16 protein-coding genes and 1 pseudogene are annotated in these 19,199 nt (G+C 70.3%); 11 read left to right on the top strand and 6 right to left on the bottom strand.

What is annotated here, in order from left to right; all coding sequences use genetic code 11:
• Window positions 1-91: 91 nt before the first annotated feature.
• The gene (locus tag G5B56_RS11345) at window positions 92-1,183 is read right to left on the bottom strand and encodes an Acg family FMN-binding oxidoreductase (RefSeq protein WP_029719078.1); all 1,092 of its coding nucleotides are present in this window, start codon (window positions 1,181-1,183) and stop codon (window positions 92-94) included.
• Window positions 1,184-1,328: 145 nt separating this feature from the next.
• On the opposite strand from G5B56_RS11345, the gene G5B56_RS11340 reads away from it, so the two are divergent.
• From G5B56_RS11340 to G5B56_RS11330, 3 genes are all read left to right on the top strand, one after another.
• A complete protein-coding gene (locus G5B56_RS11340) occupies window positions 1,329-2,042 on the top strand; it encodes a DUF6781 family protein (RefSeq protein ID WP_164963272.1) in 714 nt (237 codons plus the stop codon).
• A gap of 56 nt (window positions 2,043-2,098) precedes the next feature.
• Entirely contained in the window at window positions 2,099-3,538 is a 1,440-nt protein-coding gene (gene sbcB, locus G5B56_RS11335; protein ID WP_164963271.1) for an exodeoxyribonuclease I, read from the top strand.
• A 227-nt stretch (window positions 3,539-3,765) separates the two neighbouring features.
• Window positions 3,766-4,494, top strand: a complete 729-nt coding sequence (locus G5B56_RS11330; protein WP_009857203.1) for a mobilization protein — start codon at window positions 3,766-3,768, stop codon at window positions 4,492-4,494.
• Window positions 4,495-4,510: 16 nt separating this feature from the next.
• Here the strand turns inward: G5B56_RS11330 and G5B56_RS11325 are convergent, their stop codons facing one another.
• The 4 genes from G5B56_RS11325 to G5B56_RS11310 form a co-directional block, all read right to left on the bottom strand.
• Window positions 4,511-6,847 (bottom strand): penicillin-binding protein 1A, encoded by a 2,337-nt coding sequence (locus G5B56_RS11325; protein WP_164963270.1) that lies wholly within the window; start codon window positions 6,845-6,847, stop codon window positions 4,511-4,513.
• Window positions 6,848-7,138: 291 nt separating this feature from the next.
• On the bottom strand, window positions 7,139-9,730 hold the full coding sequence (acnB, locus tag G5B56_RS11320) for a bifunctional aconitate hydratase 2/2-methylisocitrate dehydratase (RefSeq protein WP_164963269.1): 2,592 nt from the start codon (window positions 9,728-9,730) through the stop codon (window positions 7,139-7,141).
• 108 nt (window positions 9,731-9,838) lie between these two features.
• Window positions 9,839-10,852 (bottom strand): CoA ester lyase, encoded by a 1,014-nt coding sequence (locus tag G5B56_RS11315; protein WP_164963268.1) that lies wholly within the window; start codon window positions 10,850-10,852, stop codon window positions 9,839-9,841.
• 98 nt (window positions 10,853-10,950) lie between these two features.
• On the bottom strand, window positions 10,951-11,937 hold the full coding sequence (locus tag G5B56_RS11310) for a malate dehydrogenase (RefSeq protein ID WP_164963267.1): 987 nt from the start codon (window positions 11,935-11,937) through the stop codon (window positions 10,951-10,953).
• 96 nt (window positions 11,938-12,033) lie between these two features.
• Here G5B56_RS11310 and G5B56_RS11305 point away from each other — a divergent pair, with 96 nt between their 5' ends.
• The 8 genes from G5B56_RS11305 (at window position 12,034) to G5B56_RS11270 (ending at window position 18,748) form a co-directional block, all read left to right on the top strand.
• Window positions 12,034-12,780: a GntR family transcriptional regulator gene (locus G5B56_RS11305; protein WP_009857198.1), complete on the top strand. Its 747-nt coding sequence runs from the start codon at window positions 12,034-12,036 to the stop codon at window positions 12,778-12,780.
• Between the two features lie 96 nt (window positions 12,781-12,876).
• On the top strand, window positions 12,877-13,299 hold the full coding sequence (gene sdhC, locus G5B56_RS11300; RefSeq protein ID WP_009857197.1) for a succinate dehydrogenase, cytochrome b556 subunit: 423 nt from the start codon (window positions 12,877-12,879) through the stop codon (window positions 13,297-13,299).
• Window positions 13,300-13,309: 10 nt separating this feature from the next.
• Window positions 13,310-13,672, top strand: coding sequence for a succinate dehydrogenase, hydrophobic membrane anchor protein (gene sdhD / locus G5B56_RS11295; protein ID WP_009857196.1), 363 nt, complete (start codon window positions 13,310-13,312; stop codon window positions 13,670-13,672).
• A gap of 2 nt (window positions 13,673-13,674) precedes the next feature.
• Window positions 13,675-15,468, top strand: coding sequence for a succinate dehydrogenase flavoprotein subunit (gene sdhA / locus G5B56_RS11290; protein WP_164963266.1), 1,794 nt, complete (start codon window positions 13,675-13,677; stop codon window positions 15,466-15,468).
• Between the two features lie 15 nt (window positions 15,469-15,483).
• Complete coding sequence (locus tag G5B56_RS11285; protein ID WP_009857194.1) at window positions 15,484-16,188, top strand: succinate dehydrogenase iron-sulfur subunit; 705 nt, start codon at window positions 15,484-15,486, stop codon at window positions 16,186-16,188.
• Window positions 16,189-16,211: 23 nt separating this feature from the next.
• Entirely contained in the window at window positions 16,212-16,493 is a 282-nt protein-coding gene (locus G5B56_RS11280) for a succinate dehydrogenase assembly factor 2 (RefSeq protein WP_009857193.1), read from the top strand.
• A 19-nt stretch (window positions 16,494-16,512) separates the two neighbouring features.
• Window positions 16,513-17,823 (top strand): citrate synthase, encoded by a 1,311-nt coding sequence (gene gltA / locus G5B56_RS11275; RefSeq protein ID WP_009857192.1) that lies wholly within the window; start codon window positions 16,513-16,515, stop codon window positions 17,821-17,823.
• 10 nt (window positions 17,824-17,833) lie between these two features.
• A complete protein-coding gene (locus G5B56_RS11270; protein ID WP_164963265.1) occupies window positions 17,834-18,748 on the top strand; it encodes an HDOD domain-containing protein in 915 nt (304 codons plus the stop codon).
• A 60-nt stretch (window positions 18,749-18,808) separates the two neighbouring features.
• On the opposite strand, the pseudogene G5B56_RS11265 reads toward G5B56_RS11270, so the two are convergent.
• Window positions 18,809-19,199, bottom strand: a pseudogene (locus G5B56_RS11265) (succinate--CoA ligase subunit alpha); the annotation flags it as partial.

The following is a 19,199-nucleotide window of genomic DNA, read 5'->3' as shown; positions in this document are numbered from 1 at the left end:
AGGGGATGCCGATGCTGCCGCGGCGCGCGGCGGCATCGTGACGGCGCGATTGAATGCCGGATTCGAAAACGCTGCACGCGCCGGGGCCGTGTCAGGCCAGGACGGCGGCCGGCGGCCGGCGCAGCGAGTCCGGCAGGCGCTCGCCGCGGCCGATGCGCACCACCAGGTCCGGCCGCAGCGTGCCCAGCCCGAAGGCCGCGGCGAAGGGCGCGCGCAGCGCGGCCACCTCCACCGGAGGGTTCAGCAGCGAGAGCTGCAGCCCGGCGGCGGTGGCCTCCAGTGCCAGGCGCTGGAACGCGCGGCCGACGCCGACCCAGCCCGCCGGCCCCGCCGCGGCGTCGGAGGCGAGGATCAGCACGCCGGCGCTGCTGCGCAGCTGTTCGGCGGCGAGGTCGGTCTCGGCTCTGGCACCGAGGAAACGGCGAACCAGCCGCCGCGCCAGCCAGGGCGGCAGGCTGGGGCGGCCGCTGCAGCCGACGAACAGCCCGTCGCCGCTGGCCGCGGCTTCGTCGGCGTCGAACCGCAGCCACTGCACCAGCTCGTCGACGAAGGCGGCGTCGGAGAACTGCGCGCGGTGGCCGGCGGCCACGGCGTCGAGCAGGCGTTCGAGGCCTGCGGTGTCGCTGACCAGGTGCGTGTTCACGCCGTTGCCGGCCGCGGCGTCCTCCAGCTGGCGCCAGGTGGCGGCGGGCAGCGGATGGCCGTCGAACGGGCCGCGGGTGGTCTGGCGCTGCGGGATGGCGGCATAACGCGTGGCGAGCTGCGGCCGTGTCGGCGCCAGCGCCACCTCGATCCGCCCGTCGCGGCCGACCTGCGGCTCGGCCTGCAGCCCGTGCGCGAGCGCGGCCAGCACCAGGTTCTCGGTGGCGCAGCCCAGCGAGACGAAGAGGTGGTGGTCGTCGGGGTCGACGGCGGGGCAGCGCCGCGTGAAGTCGGGCTCGATGCGGATCGAGTCGCGGCCGAGCACGAAGCGCCAGCACTGCGTGTTGTGGCTGGAAGGGGCCAGCGTCGCCGCGTGCACCAGCGCGCGCAGGCGCTCGTGGCCGTCGACGCTGCCGGGCAGTGCCAGGCGGCGCTGCAGCAGCGCCGTGGCCTGCTGCACGTCGCCGTCGTCGCAGCCGGCGAGCGGGGCGCCGCCGGCCAGCAGCGCGCCGTAGGTCATCACGCGTCGACGAGTCGGCATCGCACCCTCCCGCAGCGGTTTCGTCGGTGACCTTAGGCCGCGCCCCCGGCCGGGCGCTTGAGCCGCGTCAGCGCCCGCGTGTCGCCCCGTCTTGCCGCTGCCGTTGGCCGGTGCCAGCATCGGCGCTCCACCACAGGAGCAGACGATGGCCAAGCCGATGTTCGACGCCGAAGCGCTGATCGCGATGTTCGAGACCGCCACCGCCCAGCAGGGCGAACAGCTGCGCCAGGCGGTGACGCAGACCGCGTTGACCGCGCTGCAGGGCCGCGAGCTGACGCTGAAGAATCTGCGTGCGACGGTCAAGGCCGTCGGCGACGCCGCCAGCCTCGGCGTGGCGCGCAACACGGGGGCCGGCGTCGATCCGACGGCGCTGCTCGACAGCGCCGTCGCCGGGCTCGACGCCGCGGTGCTGAAGGCCGTGGAAGCCAACCGCGTCGCGCTGCAGCGCCTGGTGCAGCAGGGCGCCGACCTGCGCGAGAAGCATCTGCAGAAGGCGCTGGACGACCTCGACAAGATGGAGGACACGCTGTTCGCGGCGCTGAAGAAGAGCGCCGCCGGCAGCGGCGGCGGTGTCGCCGCGGCCTGGGGGCCGGTGCTCGAACGGCTGCAGGCCGGCGGCACGCTGTCGGGCGTGCAGGCCTCGCTGACCGCCGAGCAGATGGCCGAGCAGATGCAGGCCGCGATGCGCACGACGCGCCACGCCTCGGTGCGCGCCGCGCAGGCGCTGGCCGACAGCTACACGGCGATGGTCAGCGGCGTGCTGATCGGCCTGGCCGAGGCGCTGCAGGCGGCGCCGGCCACCCCGCCGGCGGCCGAGGCGCCGGCACGCAAGACCGCGGCGCGCAAGCGCACGGCCTGAGCGGCCGCCGGGGCGCCGTGGGCACCCCGGCGCAGGCGATGCGCTATCGTGCCGCGATGGCTGAGACCACCTTCTTCTGGCACGACTACGAGACCTTCGGCCGCGTGCCGCGGCGCGACCGGCCGGCGCAGTTCGCCGGCATCCGCACCGACGCCGAACTCAACGAGATCGGCGCGCCGGCGATGTGGTTCTGCCAGCCGCCGACCGACACGCTGCCCGACCCCGAGAGCTGCCTGCTGACCGGCATCCTGCCGCAGCAGGCGCTGGCCGAAGGTGTCGCCGAGCGCGAGTTCGCCGCGCGCATCGAGGCCGCGCTGGCCGCGCCCGGCACGATCGGCGTCGGCTACAACAGCATCCGCTTCGACGACGAGGTCACGCGCTTCCTCTTCTGGCGCAACCTGATCGACCCCTACGCGCGCGAATGGCAGAACGGCTGCGGCCGCTGGGACCTGCTGGACGTCGTGCGCTGCTGCTGGGCGCTGCGCCCCGAGGGCATCGAGTGGCCCAAGCACGAGGACGGCCGGCCCTCGTTCAAGCTCGAGCACCTGACGGCGGCCAACGGCCTGGCGCACGAGGCGGCGCACGATGCGCTGTCCGACGTGCGCGCGACGATCGCGCTGGCGCGGCTGATCCGCCAGCGCCAGCCGCGGCTCTGGGACTTCTGCCTGAAGCTGCGCCACAAGGACGCGGTGCGCACCGAGATCGGCGTCGGCCGGCCGTTCCTGCACCTGTCGGGCATGTACGGCGTCGAGAACGGCTGCATGGCCGTCGTCTGGCCGCTGGCGCCGCACCCGACGAACCGCAACGAGCTGATCGTCTGGGACCTGGCGCAGGACCCGGCCGAACTGGCGTCGCTGGACGCCGAGACCGTGCGCCGGCGGATGTACACCAAGACCGAGGAACTGGCCGCCGCCGGCGAGACCCGGCTGCCGATCAAGACCGTCCACCTGAACAAGTCGCCGGTCGTCATCGGCAACCTGAAGACGCTGGGCCCGGCGCGCGAGCGCTGGGGCCTGGACCTGGAGCGCGCGCTGGTGCACGCCGAGCGTGCTGCCGCGCTGGGCCGCACGCTGGAGCCGCTGTGGGCCCAGGTCTTCGTGAAACCGGCGGCTGGCGGGCCGGTGGACGTCGACGAAGACCTGTACGGCGGCTTCCTCGGCGACGAGGACCGGCGCCAGCTGCAGCGCCTGCGCGGGCTGGACGGCGCGGCGCTGGCCTCGCGCCGCCCGGCTTTCGACGACCCGCGGCTGGACGAGCTGCTGTTCCGCTACCGCGCGCGCAACTTCGCCGACACGCTGGACGCCGACGAGCGCGAGCGCTGGGCGGCGCACCGCCACGCGCGCCTGATAGCCGGCGCCGGCGGCGTGCTGACGCTGCAGGCCTATGCCGAGCGCATCGACGAGCTGGCCGAGGCCGCCGCCGAGCGCGACGACGAGCGCGCGCAGTCGATCCTGGAGTCGCTGTACGACTGGGCGGAGCAGGTGGCGCCGGACTGAGGCTGCGACGGCGAGGATCGGCGAAGTCCGGAAGTCTGGGGTCAGAAGTCTGGGGTCAGGTCTCACAAGACCTGACCCCTCCCGCCTGACCCCTCCCGCCCAAGACCTGACCCCGCCGTCAGCCGCGGAAGCCTGGGGTCAGGTCTCGCAAGACCTGACCCCGCCACCCGCCGCCGTTTCACCCCGAAACATCGTGCCGCGGCAGGCCCGGCGGCACAATCGGTGGCATGGAAGACGTGCCCACCCTGCAGACCCAACAGGTCTCGAAGATCCACCTCATCGGCGGCGAGAAGGGCGGCGTCGGCAAGTCGATGGTCTCGCGGCTGCTGGCGCAGTACTTCATCGACCACGAACTGCCGTTCGTCGGCTTCGACACCGACCGCTCGCACGGCGCGCTGCTGCGCTTCTATGCCGAGTTCGCGTCGCCGGCGCTGATCGACCGCTACGAGGCGCTGGACCGCATCGTCGAGACCGCCGTCGAGCAGCCCGGCCGGCGTGTGCTCGTCGACCTGGCGGCGCAGACCCAGGAGCCGCTGGTGCGCTGGATGGACGAATCCGGCGTGCTCGACATGGCCGACCTGTCGGGCATCGCGCTCCACGCCTGGCACGTGATGGACAGCGGCCGCGACTCGGTCGACCTGCTGGCGCGGCTGCTGGAGCGTTTCGGCCAGCGTGTGCAGTACGTGATCGTGAAGAACGAGCTGCGCGGCGACGACTTCGGCCAGCTCGAACGTTCAGGTCAGCTCGAACGTGCGCTGGGCCTGGGCGCCAAGGTGATCTCGCTGCGCCGGCTGCACGACGCCGTGGTGCAGAAGATCGACGCCCGCAACGCCAGCTTCTGGGCGGCGAAGAACGTCTCGACGATCGACGGCCCGGGCCTGGGCATGATGGAGCGCCAGCGCCTGAAGCTCTGGATGGCGCACGCCTACGGCCAGCTCGACAGCGTCGAGCCCTGAGCCCTGACCCCGGCGCTCAGCGCGCCGCCGCCGAGCCCGGCACGGAGGCCGCGGCCGCGGCCGGCGGCGCTGCCGACGCGGCGGCCGATGCCGCCGGTGCCGCCGGTTCGGCTTCGGCGGCGTCGAGCAGGCGCTCCACCGGCGCGTGTTCGGCCCATTCGGCATAACGCCAGTCCTGTGCGCCGTGCACCACGCCTTCGGGCGGCTCGGGCGTCGCCACCGGCACGCCGCGCAGCATGACCTGCATCGCGTCGATCCACATCGGCAGCGCCAGGCCGCCGCCGGACTCGCCGCTGCCCAGGCTGCGCGGTTCGTCGTAGCCCATCCAGGCGACCGCGACGACACCCGGCTGGAAGCCGGCGAACCAGGCGTCGACGGCGTCGTTGGTGGTGCCGGTCTTGCCGTAGAGGTCCGGGCGCTTGAGACTGGCCTGGGCGCGTGCCGCAGTGCCCGCGCGCGTCACGTCGCTCAGCAGGCTGTTGACGAGGAAGACGTTGCGGGCCGGCACGGCGCGCGAGTCCTCGTCCAGCGCGGGCGGCGGCGGCGCCTGCCAGATCGTCTTGCCGTCGGCGTCGGTGATGCGTTCGATGACGGTGGGGGTCACGCGCCAGCCGCCGTTGGCGAACACCGCGTAGGCCGACGCCAGCTGCATCGGCGTCGTGCTGCCGGCGCCCAGCGCCAGCGTCAGGTTGTCGGGCTGGCGCTTGGGGTCGAAGCCGAAGCGGGCGGTCCACTGCAGCGCCTCGGCGATGCCCAGCTGGCGCACGACGCGGATGCTGACCATGTTCTTCGACCGCGTCAGCGCCTCGCGCAGCGTGATCGGGCCGTCGTAGCGGCCGTCGGAGTTCTTCGGGTCCCAGCCGCCGGGGTTGCCGTTGGCGTCGCTGCCCGACCAGGGCGCGTCGTCGACGACGGTGTCGGGCATCAGCCCGGCCTCGAAGGCCGCCGAGTACAGGAAGGGCTTGAACGACGAACCCGGCTGGCGCCAGGCCTGCGTCACGTGGTTGAACTGCTGGGTGCCGAAGTCGAAGCCGCCGACCAGCGCGCGCACGCGGCCGGTCTTCGGGTCGAGCGCGACGAAAGCGCCTTCGGCGCGCGGCCACTGGGCGATGCTCCAGTCGGTGCGTTCGCCGCGCGTGCGCCCGGCCAGCCGGATCACCGAGCCGCGCGTGATCGCCAGCGCCTCCTTGGCCTTGGGCTGCAGCCCCGGGGCCGCGGCGCGCAGGCCGGCGCCGGTGACGCGCACCGTCTCGCCGTTGGCCAGCACCGCGACGACTTCCTTCGGGCTGGCTTCGGTGACGACGGCCACGCGCAGGTCCTCGTCGTCGTTGTGGTCGCGCAGCGCCTGGGCGGCGGCACGTTCGAGGTCGCCGCCGGAGGGCAGGTCCTCGTGGCCTTCGGGGCCGCGCCAGGGCTGGCGTGCCTCGTGGGCCAGCACCGCGCGGCGCAGCGCCTTGTACGCAGCCTCCTGGTCGGCAGCGTGCAGCGAGGTGTAGACGCGGATGCCCTGGGTGTAGGCCTTGTCGCCGATGCGCTCGACGACCGCCTGGCGCGCCATCTCGGCGACGTGCGCGGCGTGCACCTCGACCTCGCCGGGCTTGCGCACCGCCAGCGGTTCGTCCAGCGCCTGGCGGTAGGCCTTCTCGTCGATGACGCCGGTGTCCAGCATGCGCTGCAGCACGATGGCCTGACGGCGCTTGGCGCGTTCGAGGTTGGTGATCGGGTTGGCGTAACCCGGGTTCTGCGGCAGGCCGGCGAGCATCGCCGCCTCGGCGACGTCGAGCTGGTCGAGCGTCTTGCCGAAGTAGACCTGGGCCGCGGCGCCGAAGCCGTAGGCGCGCTGGCCGAGGTAGATCTGGTTCAGGTAGAGCTCGAGGATCTGGTCCTTGGACAGGCGCCGCTCGATCTCCAGTGCCAGCAGCGCCTCCTTGATCTTGCGTTCGGGCGTGCGCCGGGTCGACAGGAAGAAGGTGCGTGCGACCTGCTGCGTGATCGTGCTCGCGCCCTGCGGCATGCCGCCGGTGAGGTTGGCCCACAGCGCACGCAGCAGCGCGCGGCCGCTGATGCCGCCGTGTTCGCGGAAGCGCCAGTCCTCGACGGCCAGCACCGCGTCCTGCATCAGCTTCGGTGCCTTCTCGATCGGCACGAAGACGCGGCGCTCGGTGCCGAACTGCGCGATCTCGACGCCGTCGGCGGTGAACACCTGCAGGTGCTGGCGCGGGCGGTAGTCCAGCACCTCGTCCAGCGACGGCAGCCGCGTCGAGTACCAGACGACGGCGATGACGAACACCAGGACCAGCGCGCCGACGACGGCGCCCGCGCCGAGCGCGATCTTCTTCACCAGCGGCGACATCAAAGCCTCGGAACGGAAACGCGGGCGGGCAGGGCGGGGCCGGTGGCGGCAGGCGGACGGATCACGGCACGGGGAGCGCCGCGGTGGCAGGCCACGCGACGGCGCGTTGGGGCGAAAGGCGCGAGGGTAGCAAACCGCACGATGCCGTGGGGTCAGGTCTTGCCTTTTGCATCCCGGCCCGCGGCACGGGCACCTCGAACGGCCGCGATGCAAAAGGCAAGACCTGACCCCGAGAAGACGAAAAAAAGCCCGCCGGTTGCGGCGGGCTTCGGGTTTGGCGTGGTACGGCGCTCAGACCGTGACCGTCTTCGCCGTCTCCGCGTATTCGGCGATCTGGTCGAAGTTCATGTAGCGGTACACGCTCGCGGCGTCCTGGTTGATGATGCCCATCGCCTCGTGGTACTCGGCCAGCGTCGGGATGCGGCCCAGGCGCGAGCACACCGCGGCCAATTCTGCCGAGCCGAGGAAGACGTTGGTGTTCTTGCCCAGGCGGTTGGGGAAGTTGCGCGTCGAGGTCGACATCACCGTCGCGCCTTCCTTCACCTGGGCCTGGTTGCCCATGCACAGGCTGCAGCCGGGCATCTCGGTGCGCGCGCCGGCGGTGCCGAAGGTGGCGTAGTGGCCTTCCTTGACGAGCTCGTTCTGGTCCATCTTGGTCGGCGGCGCGACCCACAGCTTGACCGGGATGTCGCGCGCCCCGCCCAGCAGCTTGGCCGCGGCGCGGAAGTGGCCGATGTTGGTCATGCACGAGCCGATGAAGGCTTCGTCGATCTTCGTGCCGGAGACCTCGGACATGAACTTCGCGTCGTCCGGGTCGTTCGGGCAGCAGACGATCGGCTCCTTGATGTCGGCGAGGTCGATCTCGATGACCGCGGCGTACTCGGCGTCGGCGTCGGCCTCCAGCAGCTGCGGATTCGCCAGCCAGGCCTCGACGGCCTGGATGCGGCGCTCCAGCGTGCGCTTGTCCTGGTAGCCGTCGGCGATCATGTTCTTCATCAGCACGACGTTGCTCTTCAGGTACTCGATCACCGGTGCCTGGTCGAGCTTGATCGTGCAGCCGGCGGCCGAACGTTCGGCCGAGGCGTCGGAGAGTTCGAACGCCTGTTCGACCTTCAGCTGCGGCAGGCCTTCGATCTCGAGCACGCGGCCGCTGAAGATGTTCTTCTTGCCCTTCTTCTCGACGGTCAGCAGGCCGGCCTTGATGGCGTACAGCGGGATCGCGTGCACCAGGTCGCGCAGCGTGACGCCGGGCTGCATCTGCCCCTTGAAGCGCACCAGCACCGACTCCGGCATGTCCAGCGGCATCACGCCGGTGGCGGCGCCGAAGGCGACGAGGCCCGAGCCCGCCGGGAACGAGATGCCGATCGGGAAACGGGTGTGGCTGTCGCCGCCGGTGCCGACGGTGTCGGGCAGCAGCAGGCGGTTCAGCCAGCTGTGGATGACGCCGTCACCCGGGCGCAGCGCGACGCCGCCGCGGCTGGAGATGAACTGCGGCAGCTCGCGGTGCATCTTCACGTCCACCGCCTTCGGGTAGGCGGCGGTGTGGCAGAAGCTCTGCATCACGAGGTCGGCGCTGAAGCCCAGGCAGGCCAGGTCCTTCAGCTCGTCGCGCGTCATCGGGCCGGTGGTGTCCTGGCTGCCGACGGTGGTCATGCGCGGTTCGCAGTAGGTGCCCGGGCGGATGCCCTGGCCTTCGGGCAGGCCGCAGGCGCGGCCGACCATCTTCTGCGCCAGCGTGAAGCCGCGGCCGCTGTCCTGCGGCGCGACCGGCAGGCGGAAGGTGGTCGACGCAGGCAGGCCGAGGAACTCGCGCGCCTTGGCGGTCAGCGAGCGGCCGATGATCAGGTTGATGCGGCCGCCGGCACGCACCTCGTCGAGCAGGACCTCGCTCTTGAGCTGGAACTCGGCGACGGTCTCGCCGTTCTTCAGCAGCTTGCCGTCGTAGGGCAGGACCTCGATGACGTCGCCCATCTCGAGCTTCGAGACGTCGACCTCGATCGGCAGCGAACCCGAGTCTTCCTGGGTGTTGAAGAAGATCGGCGCGATCTTGCCACCCAGCGTGACGCCGCCGAAACGCTTGTTCGGCACGAACGGGATGTCCTGGCCGGTGGCCCAGATGACGCTGTTGGTCGCGCTCTTGCGCGACGAGCCGGTGCCGACGACGTCGCCGACGTAGGCCACGAGGTGGCCCTTGGCCTTCAGCTCGTCGATGAACCTCATCGGGCCGCGCTTGCCGTCTTCCTCGGGCTTGAAGGCCGCGTCGGGGCGCGTGTTCTTCAGCATCGCCAGGTAGTGCAGCGGGATGTCCGGGCGGCTCCAGGCGTCGGGCGCCGGCGACAGGTCGTCGGTGTTGGTCTCGCCGGGCACCTTGAAGACGCTGACGGTGATCGACTTCGGCACCTCGGGGCGCGAGGTGAACCACTCGGCGTCGGCCCAGGACTGGATGACTTCCTTGGCCCGGGCGTTGCCGGCGCGCGCCTTCTCGGCGACGTCATGGAAGTAGTCGAACATCAGCAGGGTCTTCTTCAGGCCCGCGGCGGCGACATCGGCGACCTCGGCGTCGTCCAGCAGTTCGATCAGCGGATGCACGTTGTAGCCGCCGACCATCGTGCCCAGCAGCTCGGTGGCCTTGGCCTTGGAGACGAGGCCGACCTTCAGGTCGCCGTGCGCGACGGCGGCCAGGAACGAGGCCTTGACCTTGGCGGCGTCGTCGACGCCCGGCGGCACGCGGTGGGTCAGCAGATCCAGCAGGAAGGTCTCCTCGCCGGCGGGCGGGTTCTGGATCAGCTCGATCAGCGCGGCGGTCTGCGCGGCGTCCAGCGGCAGCGGCGGGATGCCGAGCGCGGCGCGTTCGGCGACATGTTGGCGGTAGGCGGTCAGCACGGGCGTTCTCCTGCGGCAGGGCGGGTTTCGGGGCGGGCCCCCGGCCTCGCCTCCTGTATTTTATGTCTTATATAAGACTTGAGGCGAGCATCGGGGGGGATCAACGGCTCAGGCATCGGCGAAGAAGGCGCGGCGCACCTCGGCGGGCAACTGCGCGCCGTCGCGGGCGGAGGTCTGGTGGGCGCGCTCCAGCACCTGCCAGAAGTAGCGGTAGCTGGCGCGGTCGTGCAGCGTGTCGCGGTGGCGGATTGGCGCCCAGCCGGCGGCCTGGGCGGCGAAGACGATCTCGATCGCCTGGTCGACTTCGGCGGTGGTCGGCGCGAAGGCGTCGACGATCGGCCGGATCTGCGACGGGTGGATGCTCCACATGCGCGTGTAGCCCAGCCGTCGCGCGGCCTTCTCGGCGGCCGCGGCGATCGCCTTCTCGTCCTTGAACTCGGTGACGACACAGTGCGAGGGCACCTTGCCCCAGCCGTGGCAGGCGGCGGCGATGTCGAGCTTGGCGCGCAGGACCAGCGGGTGCTCGAACTGGCCCTCGACGCCCATCGCGCTCTGCGGGATCGCGCCGCGGTGCGCCGAGACGAAGTCCATCAGCCCGAAGGACAGCGACTCGACACGCGGGTGCGCGGCGAGCGCCTGCACCTCGCGCAGCGCGCCGTGGGTCTCGACCATCGCGTGCAGCGGGATCGTGCGCGCCAGGCCGTGGCGGCGCGAGGCCTCGTCGACGACGGCGGCGGCGCGCTCGAAGTCGGCCAGGCCGCGCGGCTTGGGGATCATCAGATAGGCCAGGCGAGCGCCGACGCGGCCGACGACGAGTTCGGCCACCTGCTCGAAACGCGGGTGGTCGACGGCCTGCAGCCGGATGCCGACGCGGCCGTAGCGGTTGTCCGGCCCGGCGACGAGTTCGGCCATCAGCGCCGCGTGCTCGAGTTCGCCGCCGACCGGTGCGCCGTCCTCGCCGTCGAGCGTGACGTCGAAGATCGGGCCGAGCTCGGCCTGCAGCGCCAGGCTCTTGCGCATGCGTGCCTCGACGCCGCTGTAGTGGTCGCAGACCGACAGCGCCGGGGCGACGAGCTCGTCGGGGTCGAACAGCGCCTGGCGGGGGTGGACAAGCTCGGTCATCGCGTCTTCCGGTCGGGGAAACGAAAACGGCGCCCGTTGCCGGGCGCCGTCGATTGTTGGGGGCGCGGCGCGATCCGCGCAAGCGCCCGCCGCTGCCGTCAGAGCAGGTCCTGGACGGCGTCGCGCTCGCCGATGAGCTCGGCCAGCGTCTTGTCGATGCAGGCTTGCGAGAACTCGTCGATCGGCAGGCCTTCGACGATCTTGTACTCGCCGTTCTCGCAGGTCACCGGGAAGCCGAACATGACGTCCTTCGGGATGCCGTATTCGCCGTTGCTGGGCACGCCCATCGTGACCCATTCGCCGTTGGTGCCCAGGGCCCAGTCGCGCATGTGGTCGATGGCGGCGTTGGCGGCCGAGGCGGCCGAGGACACGCCTCGGGCGGCGATGATCGCCGCGCCGCGCTTGCCGACGGTCGGCAGGAACACGTCCTTGTTCCAGACCTGGTCGTTGATCGTGTCCTTGACCGAGGCGCCGTCGATGGTCGCGAAGCGGTAGTCGGCGTACATCGTCGGGCTGTGGTTGCCCCAGACGGCCAGCTTCTTGATCGCCGAGACCGGCTTGCCGGTCTTGGCGGCGATCTGGCTGGCGGCGCGGTTGTGGTCCAGGCGCAGCATGGCGGTGAAGTTGCCGGGCTTGAGGTCCGGCGCGCTCTTCATCGCGATGTAGGCGTTGGTGTTGGCCGGGTTGCCGACGACCAGCACCTTGACGTCACGCGAGGCGACGGCGTTCAGCGCCTTGCCCTGGGCGGTGAAGATCTGGGCGTTGGCGGCGAGCAGGTCGGCGCGCTCCATGCCGGGGCCGCGCGGACGGGCGCCGACGAGCAGCGCGTAGTCGGTGTCCTTGAAGGCGGTCATCGGGTCGGAATGGGCTTCCATGCCGGCCAGCAGCGGGAAGGCGCAGTCCTCGAGTTCCATCATCACGCCGCGCAGCGCTTCCTGGGCCTTCTCGATCGGCAGTTCGAGGAGCTGGAGGATGACGGGCTGGTCCTTGCCCAGCATCTCGCCCGAGGCGATACGGAACAGCAGGGCATAACCGATCTGGCCGGCGGCGCCGGTAACGGCCACGCGGACGGGCTTCTTGCTCATGGGGAGGCTCCTCAGGATGGGGTGTTGGTCGAGGCGCTGGACATTTTAGCGACGGCGCTGACACCACTCTTATGTCTTATGTAAGACAATCGAGCCATGCCCGACGCCGCTCCGGTCGCCGACCCCACCCCGTCCTTCAGCCCGTTGTACCAGCAGATCAAGGGTCTGCTCGTGCGCAGCCTCGAAACCGGTGAGTGGAAGCCCGGTGACGCCATCCCCAGCGAGATGGAGCTGGCGGCGCGCTTCAAGGTCAGCCAGGGCACGGTGCGCAAGGCGATCGACGAACTGGCCACCGAGAACCTGCTGATCCGCCGCCAGGGCAAGGGCACCTTCGTCGCCACCCATGCCGAGGAGCGTGTGCAGTACCGCTTCCTGCGCCTGCGCCCCGACGACGGCGGCGCCGGCGGCATGCAGCGCCGGCTGCTGGACTGCCGCCGCATGCGTGCGCCGCAGGACGTCGCGCGTGCGCTCGACCTGAAGGCCGGCGAGACCGCGGTGCAACTGCGCCGCCTGCTGCTGGCCGACGGCCGGCCGGTCGTGCTCGACGACATCTGGCTGCCCGGCACGCCGTTCAAGGGATTGAGCATCGAGCGCCTGCAAGGATGGCGCGGGCCGATGTACCGTCTGTTCGAAACCGAATTCGGGGTCCGGATGATCCGGGCCGAAGAGAAGATCCGCGCCGTCGGCGCGGCGCAGGAGGAGGCCGAAGCCTTGGCGATGCCCCTGGGTGCGCCGCTGCTGTCGGTCGAGCGTTTGTCCTTCACCTACGGAGACCGGCCCGTCGAACTGCGGCGCGGGCTTTACAACACGTCTTCCCATCACTACCGCAACGAGCTTTCCTGAACCGCCCAGTTCCGTGTAAGCCTGCCGCGCTGGAATTAGACTCTTTGCGTTGCCGCAAAGCAGCGACGCCGGCGCGAACGAACAGGACAACCCCCCATGGCAAGTACCCAACGCCCGGTCTATCGCAACATCCACATCTCGCAGATCGCCAGCTACCGGCTGCCGCTCGCCGGCTTCGTGTCGATCCTGCACCGCATCAGCGGCGCCCTGATGTTCGTGTTGCTGCCCTTCGTCATCTGGCTGTTCGACAACAGCCTGACCTCCGAAATCTCGTTCGACACCTTCACCTCGGCCTTCGTCGCCGGCGTCGGCTTCGTGCCCGCGTTCCTGGTGAAGCTCGTCGTGCTGGCGCTGATCTGGGCCTATCTGCACCACCTCATCGCCGGCATCCGCTACCTCTGGATGGACGTCTCGCACGCCTACTCCAAGCAGAGCGGCCGCTCCTCGGCCATCGTGACGCTCGCGCTGAGCCTGCCGCTCACCGCCTTGCTGGGCGCCAAGCTGTTCGGCCTGTACTGAGGTCTTTCCCATGTCCAAGAACTACGGTCCCGAGCGCCTCGTCGTTGGCGCTCACTACGGTGCGCGCGACTGGCTCGCGCAACGCATCACCGCGGCGCTGATCGCGCTGTTCACCTTCGTGCTGCTGGTGCAGCTGCTCGCGCCGGGCCCGCTCGGCTACGACCGCTGGGCCGGCATCTTCTCGGCGCAATGGATGAAGGTCCTGACCTTCGTTGTCATCGTGTCGCTCGCGTGGCATGCCTGGATCGGCATCCGCGACATCTGGATGGATTACGTCAGGCCCGCCGGCATCCGCCTGGCGCTGCAGGTGCTGTCCATCGTCTGGCTCGTCGGCTGCGCCGGCTGGGCCGTGCAAGTGCTCTGGAGACTCTGACGATGGCCCTCGCCCATCTTCCCAAGCGCAAGTTCGACGTCGTCATCGTCGGTGCCGGCGGTTCCGGCATGCGCGCCTCGCTGCAACTGGCCCGCGCCGGCCTCAACGTCGCCGTGCTGTCCAAGGTGTTCCCGACGCGTTCGCACACCGTCGCGGCCCAGGGCGGCATCGGCGCCAGCCTCGGCAACATGTCCGAGGACAACTGGCACTTCCACTTCTACGACACCGTCAAGGGCTCCGACTGGCTCGGCGACCAGGACGCGATCGAGTTCATGTGCCGCGAGGCGCCGAAGGTCGTCTACGAGCTCGAGCACTTCGGCATGCCGTTCGACCGCAACCCGGACGGCACGATCTACCAGCGTCCGTTCGGCGGCCACACCGCCAACTACGGCGAGAAGCCGGTGCAGCGCGCCTGCGCCGCGGCCGACCGCACCGGCCACGCGATGCTGCACACGCTGTACCAGCAGAACGTCAAGGCGCGCACCAACTTCTTCGTCGAGTGGATGGCGCTGGACCTGATCCGCGACGCCGACGGCGACGTGCTCGGCGTCACCGCGCTCGAGATGGAGACCGGTGAAGTCCACGTGCTGCAGGCCAAGTGCACGCTGTTCGCGACCGGCGGCGCCGGCCGCATCTACGCCGCCAGCACCAACGCCTTCATCAACACCGGTGACGGCCTGGGCATGGCCGCACGCGCCGGCGTGCCGCTGCAGGACATGGAGTTCTGGCAGTTCCACCCGACCGGCGTGCACAACGCCGGCGTGCTGCTGACCGAAGGCTGCCGCGGCGAAGGCGCGATCCTGCGCAACGCCAACGGCGAGCGCTTCATGGAGCGCTACGCGCCGACGCTGAAGGACCTCGCGCCGCGCGACTTCGTCTCGCGCTGCATGGACCAGGAGATCAAGGAAGGCCGGGGCTGCGGTCCGAACAAGGACTACATCAACCTCGACATGACCCACCTGGGCGGCGAGACCATCCTCAAGCGCCTGCCCTCGGTCTACGAGATCGGCCACAACTTCGCCAACGTCGACATCACGAAGGAGCCGATCCCCGTGGTGCCGACGATCCACTACCAGATGGGCGGCATCCCGACCAACATCCACGGTCAGGTCGTGGTGCCCAAGGACGGCACGCCCAACGCGGTGGTCAACGGCTTCTACGCGGTGGGCGAGTGCTCCTGCGTCAGCGTGCACGGCGCCAACCGCCTGGGCACGAACTCGCTGCTGGACCTGCTGGTCTTCGGCCGTGCCGCCGGCAACCACATCGTCGCCAGCGCGCTGGCCAGCCGCAACCACAAGGACCTGCCGGCTGACGCCGCCGACCGCTCGCTCGAGCGCCTGGCGCGCCTGGAGGCCTCGACCTCGGGCGAATACGCCCAGGACGTCGCCAACGACATCCGCAAGACGATGCAGCAGCACGCCGGCGTGTTCCGCACGCAGGCCGTGATGGACGAGGGCGTGACGAAGATCGCCGCCATCGCCGAGCGTGTGAAGGCCATCGGCCTGAAGGACAAGAGCAAGGTGTTCAACACCGCGCGCATCGAGGCGCTGGAGGTCGACAACCTGATCGAGGCCGCGCAGGCGACGATCGTCTCGGCCGCCGCCCGCCACGAGAGCCGCGGCGCGCACACCGTCAACGACTACGGCGACACCCCGCAACACCCGAACGGCCGCAACGACGAGGAGTGGCTCAAGCACACGCTGTGGTTCAGCGAAGGCAGCCGGCTGCAATACAAGCCGGTCAACCTCAAGCCGCTGAGCGTCGACAGCGTTCCGCCCAAGGTCCGTTCGTTCTAAGGCACAGGTTCCGACATGACGCTCCGTACGTTCCAGATCTACCGCTACGACCCGGACAAGGACGCCAAGCCCTACATGCAGACGCTGCAGGTCGAGCTCGACGGCAGCGAACGCATGCTGCTGGACGCGCTGATCAAGCTCAAGGCGGTCGACCCGTCGCTCAGCTTCCGCCGCAGCTGCCGCGAAGGCGTGTGCGGGTCCGACGCGATGAACATCAACGGCAAGAACGGCCTCGCGTGCCTGACCAACATGCGCACGCTGCCGGGCACCGTCGTGCTGCGCCCGCTGCCGGGCCTGCCCGTGATCCGCGACCTGATCGTGGACATGACGAACTTCTTCAAGCAGTACCACTCGATCAAGCCGTACCTGATCAACGACGAGCGCCCGCCCGAGACCGAGCGGCTGCAGTCGCCCGAGGAGCGCGACGAGCTCAACGGCCTGTACGAGTGCATCCTGTGCGCCAGCTGCTCGACGGCCTGCCCGAGCTTCTGGTGGAACCCGGACAAGTTCGTCGGCCCGGCCGGCCTGCTGCAGGCCTACCGCTTCATCGCCGACAGCCGCGACCAGGCGACCAGCGAGCGCCTCGACAACCTCGAGGACCCGTATCGCCTGTACCGCTGCCACACGATCATGAACTGCGTCGACGTCTGCCCGAAGGGGCTGAACCCGACGAAGGCGATCGCCAAGATCAAGGAAATGATGGTCCGCCGCGCCATCTGAGACAAGAAAAGCGACTACGGCTCATGGACGAACGTCTGGACCCCACCGATCTCGGCCGGCTGCGCTGGCGCTGCCGCCGAGGCCTGCTGGAGAACGACCTCTTCGTCGAACGTTTCTTCCGTGATCACGAGGCGACGATCACGAAGCGGCAGGCCCAGGGGCTGATGGCCCTGATGGACTTGCCGGACAACGATCTGCTCGACCTGCTGCTCGGCCGTCGTGAGCTGCAGGGCGAGCTGGATCGACCTGAAGTGCACGAGGTGCTGGCGCAACTGCGCCGTCCCACCGTCCCTGCTTCCGCCTGAGCTCAAGAAAGGCCTCGACATGACCCCCTCCGACGTGAAAGCCACCCTGTCGTTCTCGGACGGCAGCCCGAGCATCGACCTGCCCCTGTACAAGGGCAGCATCGGCCCGGATGTCATCGACATCCGCAAGCTCTACGGCCAGACCGGCAAGTTCACCTACGACCCGGGCTTTCTGAGCACCGCGTCGTGCCAGTCGACGATCACCTACATCGACGGTGACAAGGGGGAGCTGCTGTACCGCGGCTATCCGATCGAGCAGCTCGCCACGCAGTGCGACTTCCTCGACACCTGCTACCTGCTGCTCTACGGAGAGCTGCCGAACGAGCAGAAGCAGAAGGACTTCCACAAGCTCGTGTCCGAGCACACGATGGTGCACGAGCAGATGCAGTTCTTCCTGCGCGGCTTCCGTCGTGACGCGCACCCGATGGCGGTGCTGACGGGCCTCGTCGGCGCGCTGTCGGCCTTCTATCACGACAGCACCGACATCACGAACCCGAAGCACCGCGACATCGCGGCGATCCGCCTGATCGCCAAGATGCCGACGCTGGTCGCGATGGCCTACAAGTACGGCGAGGGCCAGCCCTACGTCTACCCGCGCAACAAGCTCTCGTACGCCGGGAACTTCATGCGCATGATGTTCGCGACGCCGTGCGAGGATTACGAGCCCAACGAGGTGCTGGTGCGCGCGATGGACCGCATCTTCATCCTGCACGCCGACCACGAGCAGAACGCCTCGACCTCGACAGTGCGCCTGTGCGGCAGTTCGGGCACCAACCCGTTCGCGGCGATCGCCGCCGGCGTGGCCTGCCTCTGGGGCCCGGCACACGGCGGCGCCAACGAGGCGGCGCTGAACATGCTGGAGGACATCCAGCGCAACGGCGGCGTCGAGAAGATCGGCGAGTTCATCAAGCAGGTGAAGGACAAGAACTCCTCCGTCAAACTGATGGGCTTCGGCCACCGGGTCTACAAGAACTACGACCCGCGCGCCAAGCTGATGCGCGAGACCTGCCACGAGGTGCTGGGTGCGCTGGGCCTGGAGAACGACCCGCTGTTCAAGCTCGCGATGTCGCTCGAGAAGATCGCGCTGGAAGACGAGTACTTCGTCGCCCGCAAGCTCTACCCGAACGTCGACTTCTACTCGGGCATCGTGCAGCGCGCGATCGGCATCCCGGTCTCGCTGTTCACCGCCATCTTCGCGCTGGCGCGCACGGTGGGCTGGATCGCCCAGCTCAACGAGATGATCGGCGACCCCGAGTACAAGATCGGCCGCCCGCGCCAGCTCTTCGTCGGTTCGCCGCGCCGCGACGTCCCGCCGCTCGCGCAACGCTGACGAACCGGCGATGAGCTGGCTGGCCCGGCTGTTCGCGCCGCGGCGCCGCGAGGCGACGCGTGCGGCAGTCCCGGTGCCGGCCCTGCGGCCCGATGCGGCGGCGCCTGCCGCCGCGATCGGCCAGGCGCCCCCCGCGGCGCCTCCGGTACCGCTGCTGTGCTGGCTGCTCGGTGCCGAGGAGCCGGCCGCCGGCCCGGCGACCGCCGCCGAGGCCCGGGCGCTGGAGGCCATCGACGCGGTGCTCGCCCAGCCCGGCCTGCCCGAGGACCTGCTGCCGCGGGCTGCGGCGCTGGTGCCGCAGCTGCTGGCGATGCTGCGTCAGGGCGACCAGCTGCCGGTCCCGGCGATGGCGCAGCGTGTCTCGCGCGACGTCGTGCTGACCGCCGAGGTGCTCAAGCTCGCCGGCAGCGCCTACTACCGTGGCCGTGGCGAGGCCGCCGACCTGCAGCAATCGATCTCGCTGATCGGCGTGCAGGGGCTGCAGACGGTCATCGCGCGCGTCGTGCTCAAGCCGATCTACGACCATGCGCCCGGCCCCTGGAGCCGCAGCGCCGGCGCCCGCCTGTGGGCTCATTCCGAGGCGCTGGCCGCGGAGTGCGCGCTGCGCGCCGAGGGCGTGCCGGTGTTCGACGCCTACCTCACCGGGCTGCTGCACGACAGCGGCTGGACGGCAGCGCTGAACCTGCTTGACCGCGGTGGCACCGCGCCCGCGCCGCCGAGCGAAGCCTTCTGCGCCGCGCTCGAACGCCGCGCCTACCGGCTTTTCGGCCGCGCCGCCCGGCGCTGGGCGATCACGCCGGCTTTTGCCGAGCTGGGTGCCGACACGCTGCGCCACCCCTTGGCCACCAGCCCGCATCCGCTGGCCGTCGTGCTGCGCCAGGCGATGCCGGCGGCGCTGGAACGCGCGCGCGACGAGACGGCCTGAAACACCGAGGCCCGGACGTGCCGGGCCTCGTGCTGCGGCGGCGTGCCGCCCGGATCGGCCTCAGATCAGCTTCTGCAGCAGCCGCCCCATCTCGGATGGGTTGCGCGTGATCGTGAAGCCACACTCCTCCATGATCGCCAGCTTGGCATCCGCCGTGTCGGCGCCGCCGGAGATCAGCGCGCCGGCATGGCCCATGCGCTTGCCCGCCGGCGCGGTGACGCCGGCGATGAAGCCGACCACCGGCTTCTTCATGTGCTCCTTGCACCAGCGCGCCGCGTCGGCTTCGTCGGGGCCGCCGATCTCGCCGATCATGATCACCGCGTCGGTGTCCGGGTCCTCGTTGAACAGCCGCATCACGTCGAGGTGCTTCAGGCCGTTGATCGGGTCGCCGCCGATGCCCACCGCGCTGCTCTGGCCGATGCCGAGTTCGGAGAGCTGCGCCACCGCCTCG

The sequence above is a fragment of the Rubrivivax sp. JA1026 genome (genome assembly GCF_011065555.1).
Classification (GTDB): Bacteria; Pseudomonadota; Gammaproteobacteria; order Burkholderiales; family Burkholderiaceae_C; genus Rubrivivax; species Rubrivivax benzoatilyticus.
The sequence above is the reverse complement of the archived record's forward strand: the minus strand, read 5'-3'. Positions and strand labels throughout refer to the sequence as shown.

What these genes read in the sequence shown, in the direction of transcription:
- G5B56_RS11330 (WP_009857203.1), top strand. Translation starts at nt 3,766, where the DNA reads ATGGAAGACGTGCCCACCCTGCAGACCCAACAGGTCTCGAAGATCCAC.
- sdhD (WP_009857196.1), top strand. Translation starts at nt 13,310, where the DNA reads ATGTCCAAGAACTACGGTCCCGAGCGCCTCGTCGTTGGCGCTCACTAC.
- G5B56_RS11280 (WP_009857193.1), top strand. Translation starts at nt 16,212, where the DNA reads ATGGACGAACGTCTGGACCCCACCGATCTCGGCCGGCTGCGCTGGCGC.
- sdhA (WP_164963266.1), top strand. Translation starts at nt 13,675, where the DNA reads ATGGCCCTCGCCCATCTTCCCAAGCGCAAGTTCGACGTCGTCATCGTC.
- G5B56_RS11285 (WP_009857194.1), top strand. Translation starts at nt 15,484, where the DNA reads ATGACGCTCCGTACGTTCCAGATCTACCGCTACGACCCGGACAAGGAC.
- sdhC (WP_009857197.1), top strand. Translation starts at nt 12,877, where the DNA reads ATGGCAAGTACCCAACGCCCGGTCTATCGCAACATCCACATCTCGCAG.
- sbcB (WP_164963271.1), top strand. Translation starts at nt 2,099, where the DNA reads ATGGCTGAGACCACCTTCTTCTGGCACGACTACGAGACCTTCGGCCGC.
- G5B56_RS11270 (WP_164963265.1), top strand. Translation starts at nt 17,834, where the DNA reads ATGAGCTGGCTGGCCCGGCTGTTCGCGCCGCGGCGCCGCGAGGCGACG.
- G5B56_RS11340 (WP_164963272.1), top strand. Translation starts at nt 1,329, where the DNA reads ATGGCCAAGCCGATGTTCGACGCCGAAGCGCTGATCGCGATGTTCGAG.
- gltA (WP_009857192.1), top strand. Translation starts at nt 16,513, where the DNA reads ATGACCCCCTCCGACGTGAAAGCCACCCTGTCGTTCTCGGACGGCAGC.
- G5B56_RS11305 (WP_009857198.1), top strand. Translation starts at nt 12,034, where the DNA reads ATGCCCGACGCCGCTCCGGTCGCCGACCCCACCCCGTCCTTCAGCCCG.
- G5B56_RS11345 (WP_029719078.1), bottom strand. Translation starts at nt 1,183, where the DNA reads ATGCCGACTCGTCGACGCGTGATGACCTACGGCGCGCTGCTGGCCGGC.
- G5B56_RS11315 (WP_164963268.1), bottom strand. Translation starts at nt 10,852, where the DNA reads ATGACCGAGCTTGTCCACCCCCGCCAGGCGCTGTTCGACCCCGACGAG.
- G5B56_RS11310 (WP_164963267.1), bottom strand. Translation starts at nt 11,937, where the DNA reads ATGAGCAAGAAGCCCGTCCGCGTGGCCGTTACCGGCGCCGCCGGCCAG.
- G5B56_RS11325 (WP_164963270.1), bottom strand. Translation starts at nt 6,847, where the DNA reads ATGTCGCCGCTGGTGAAGAAGATCGCGCTCGGCGCGGGCGCCGTCGTC.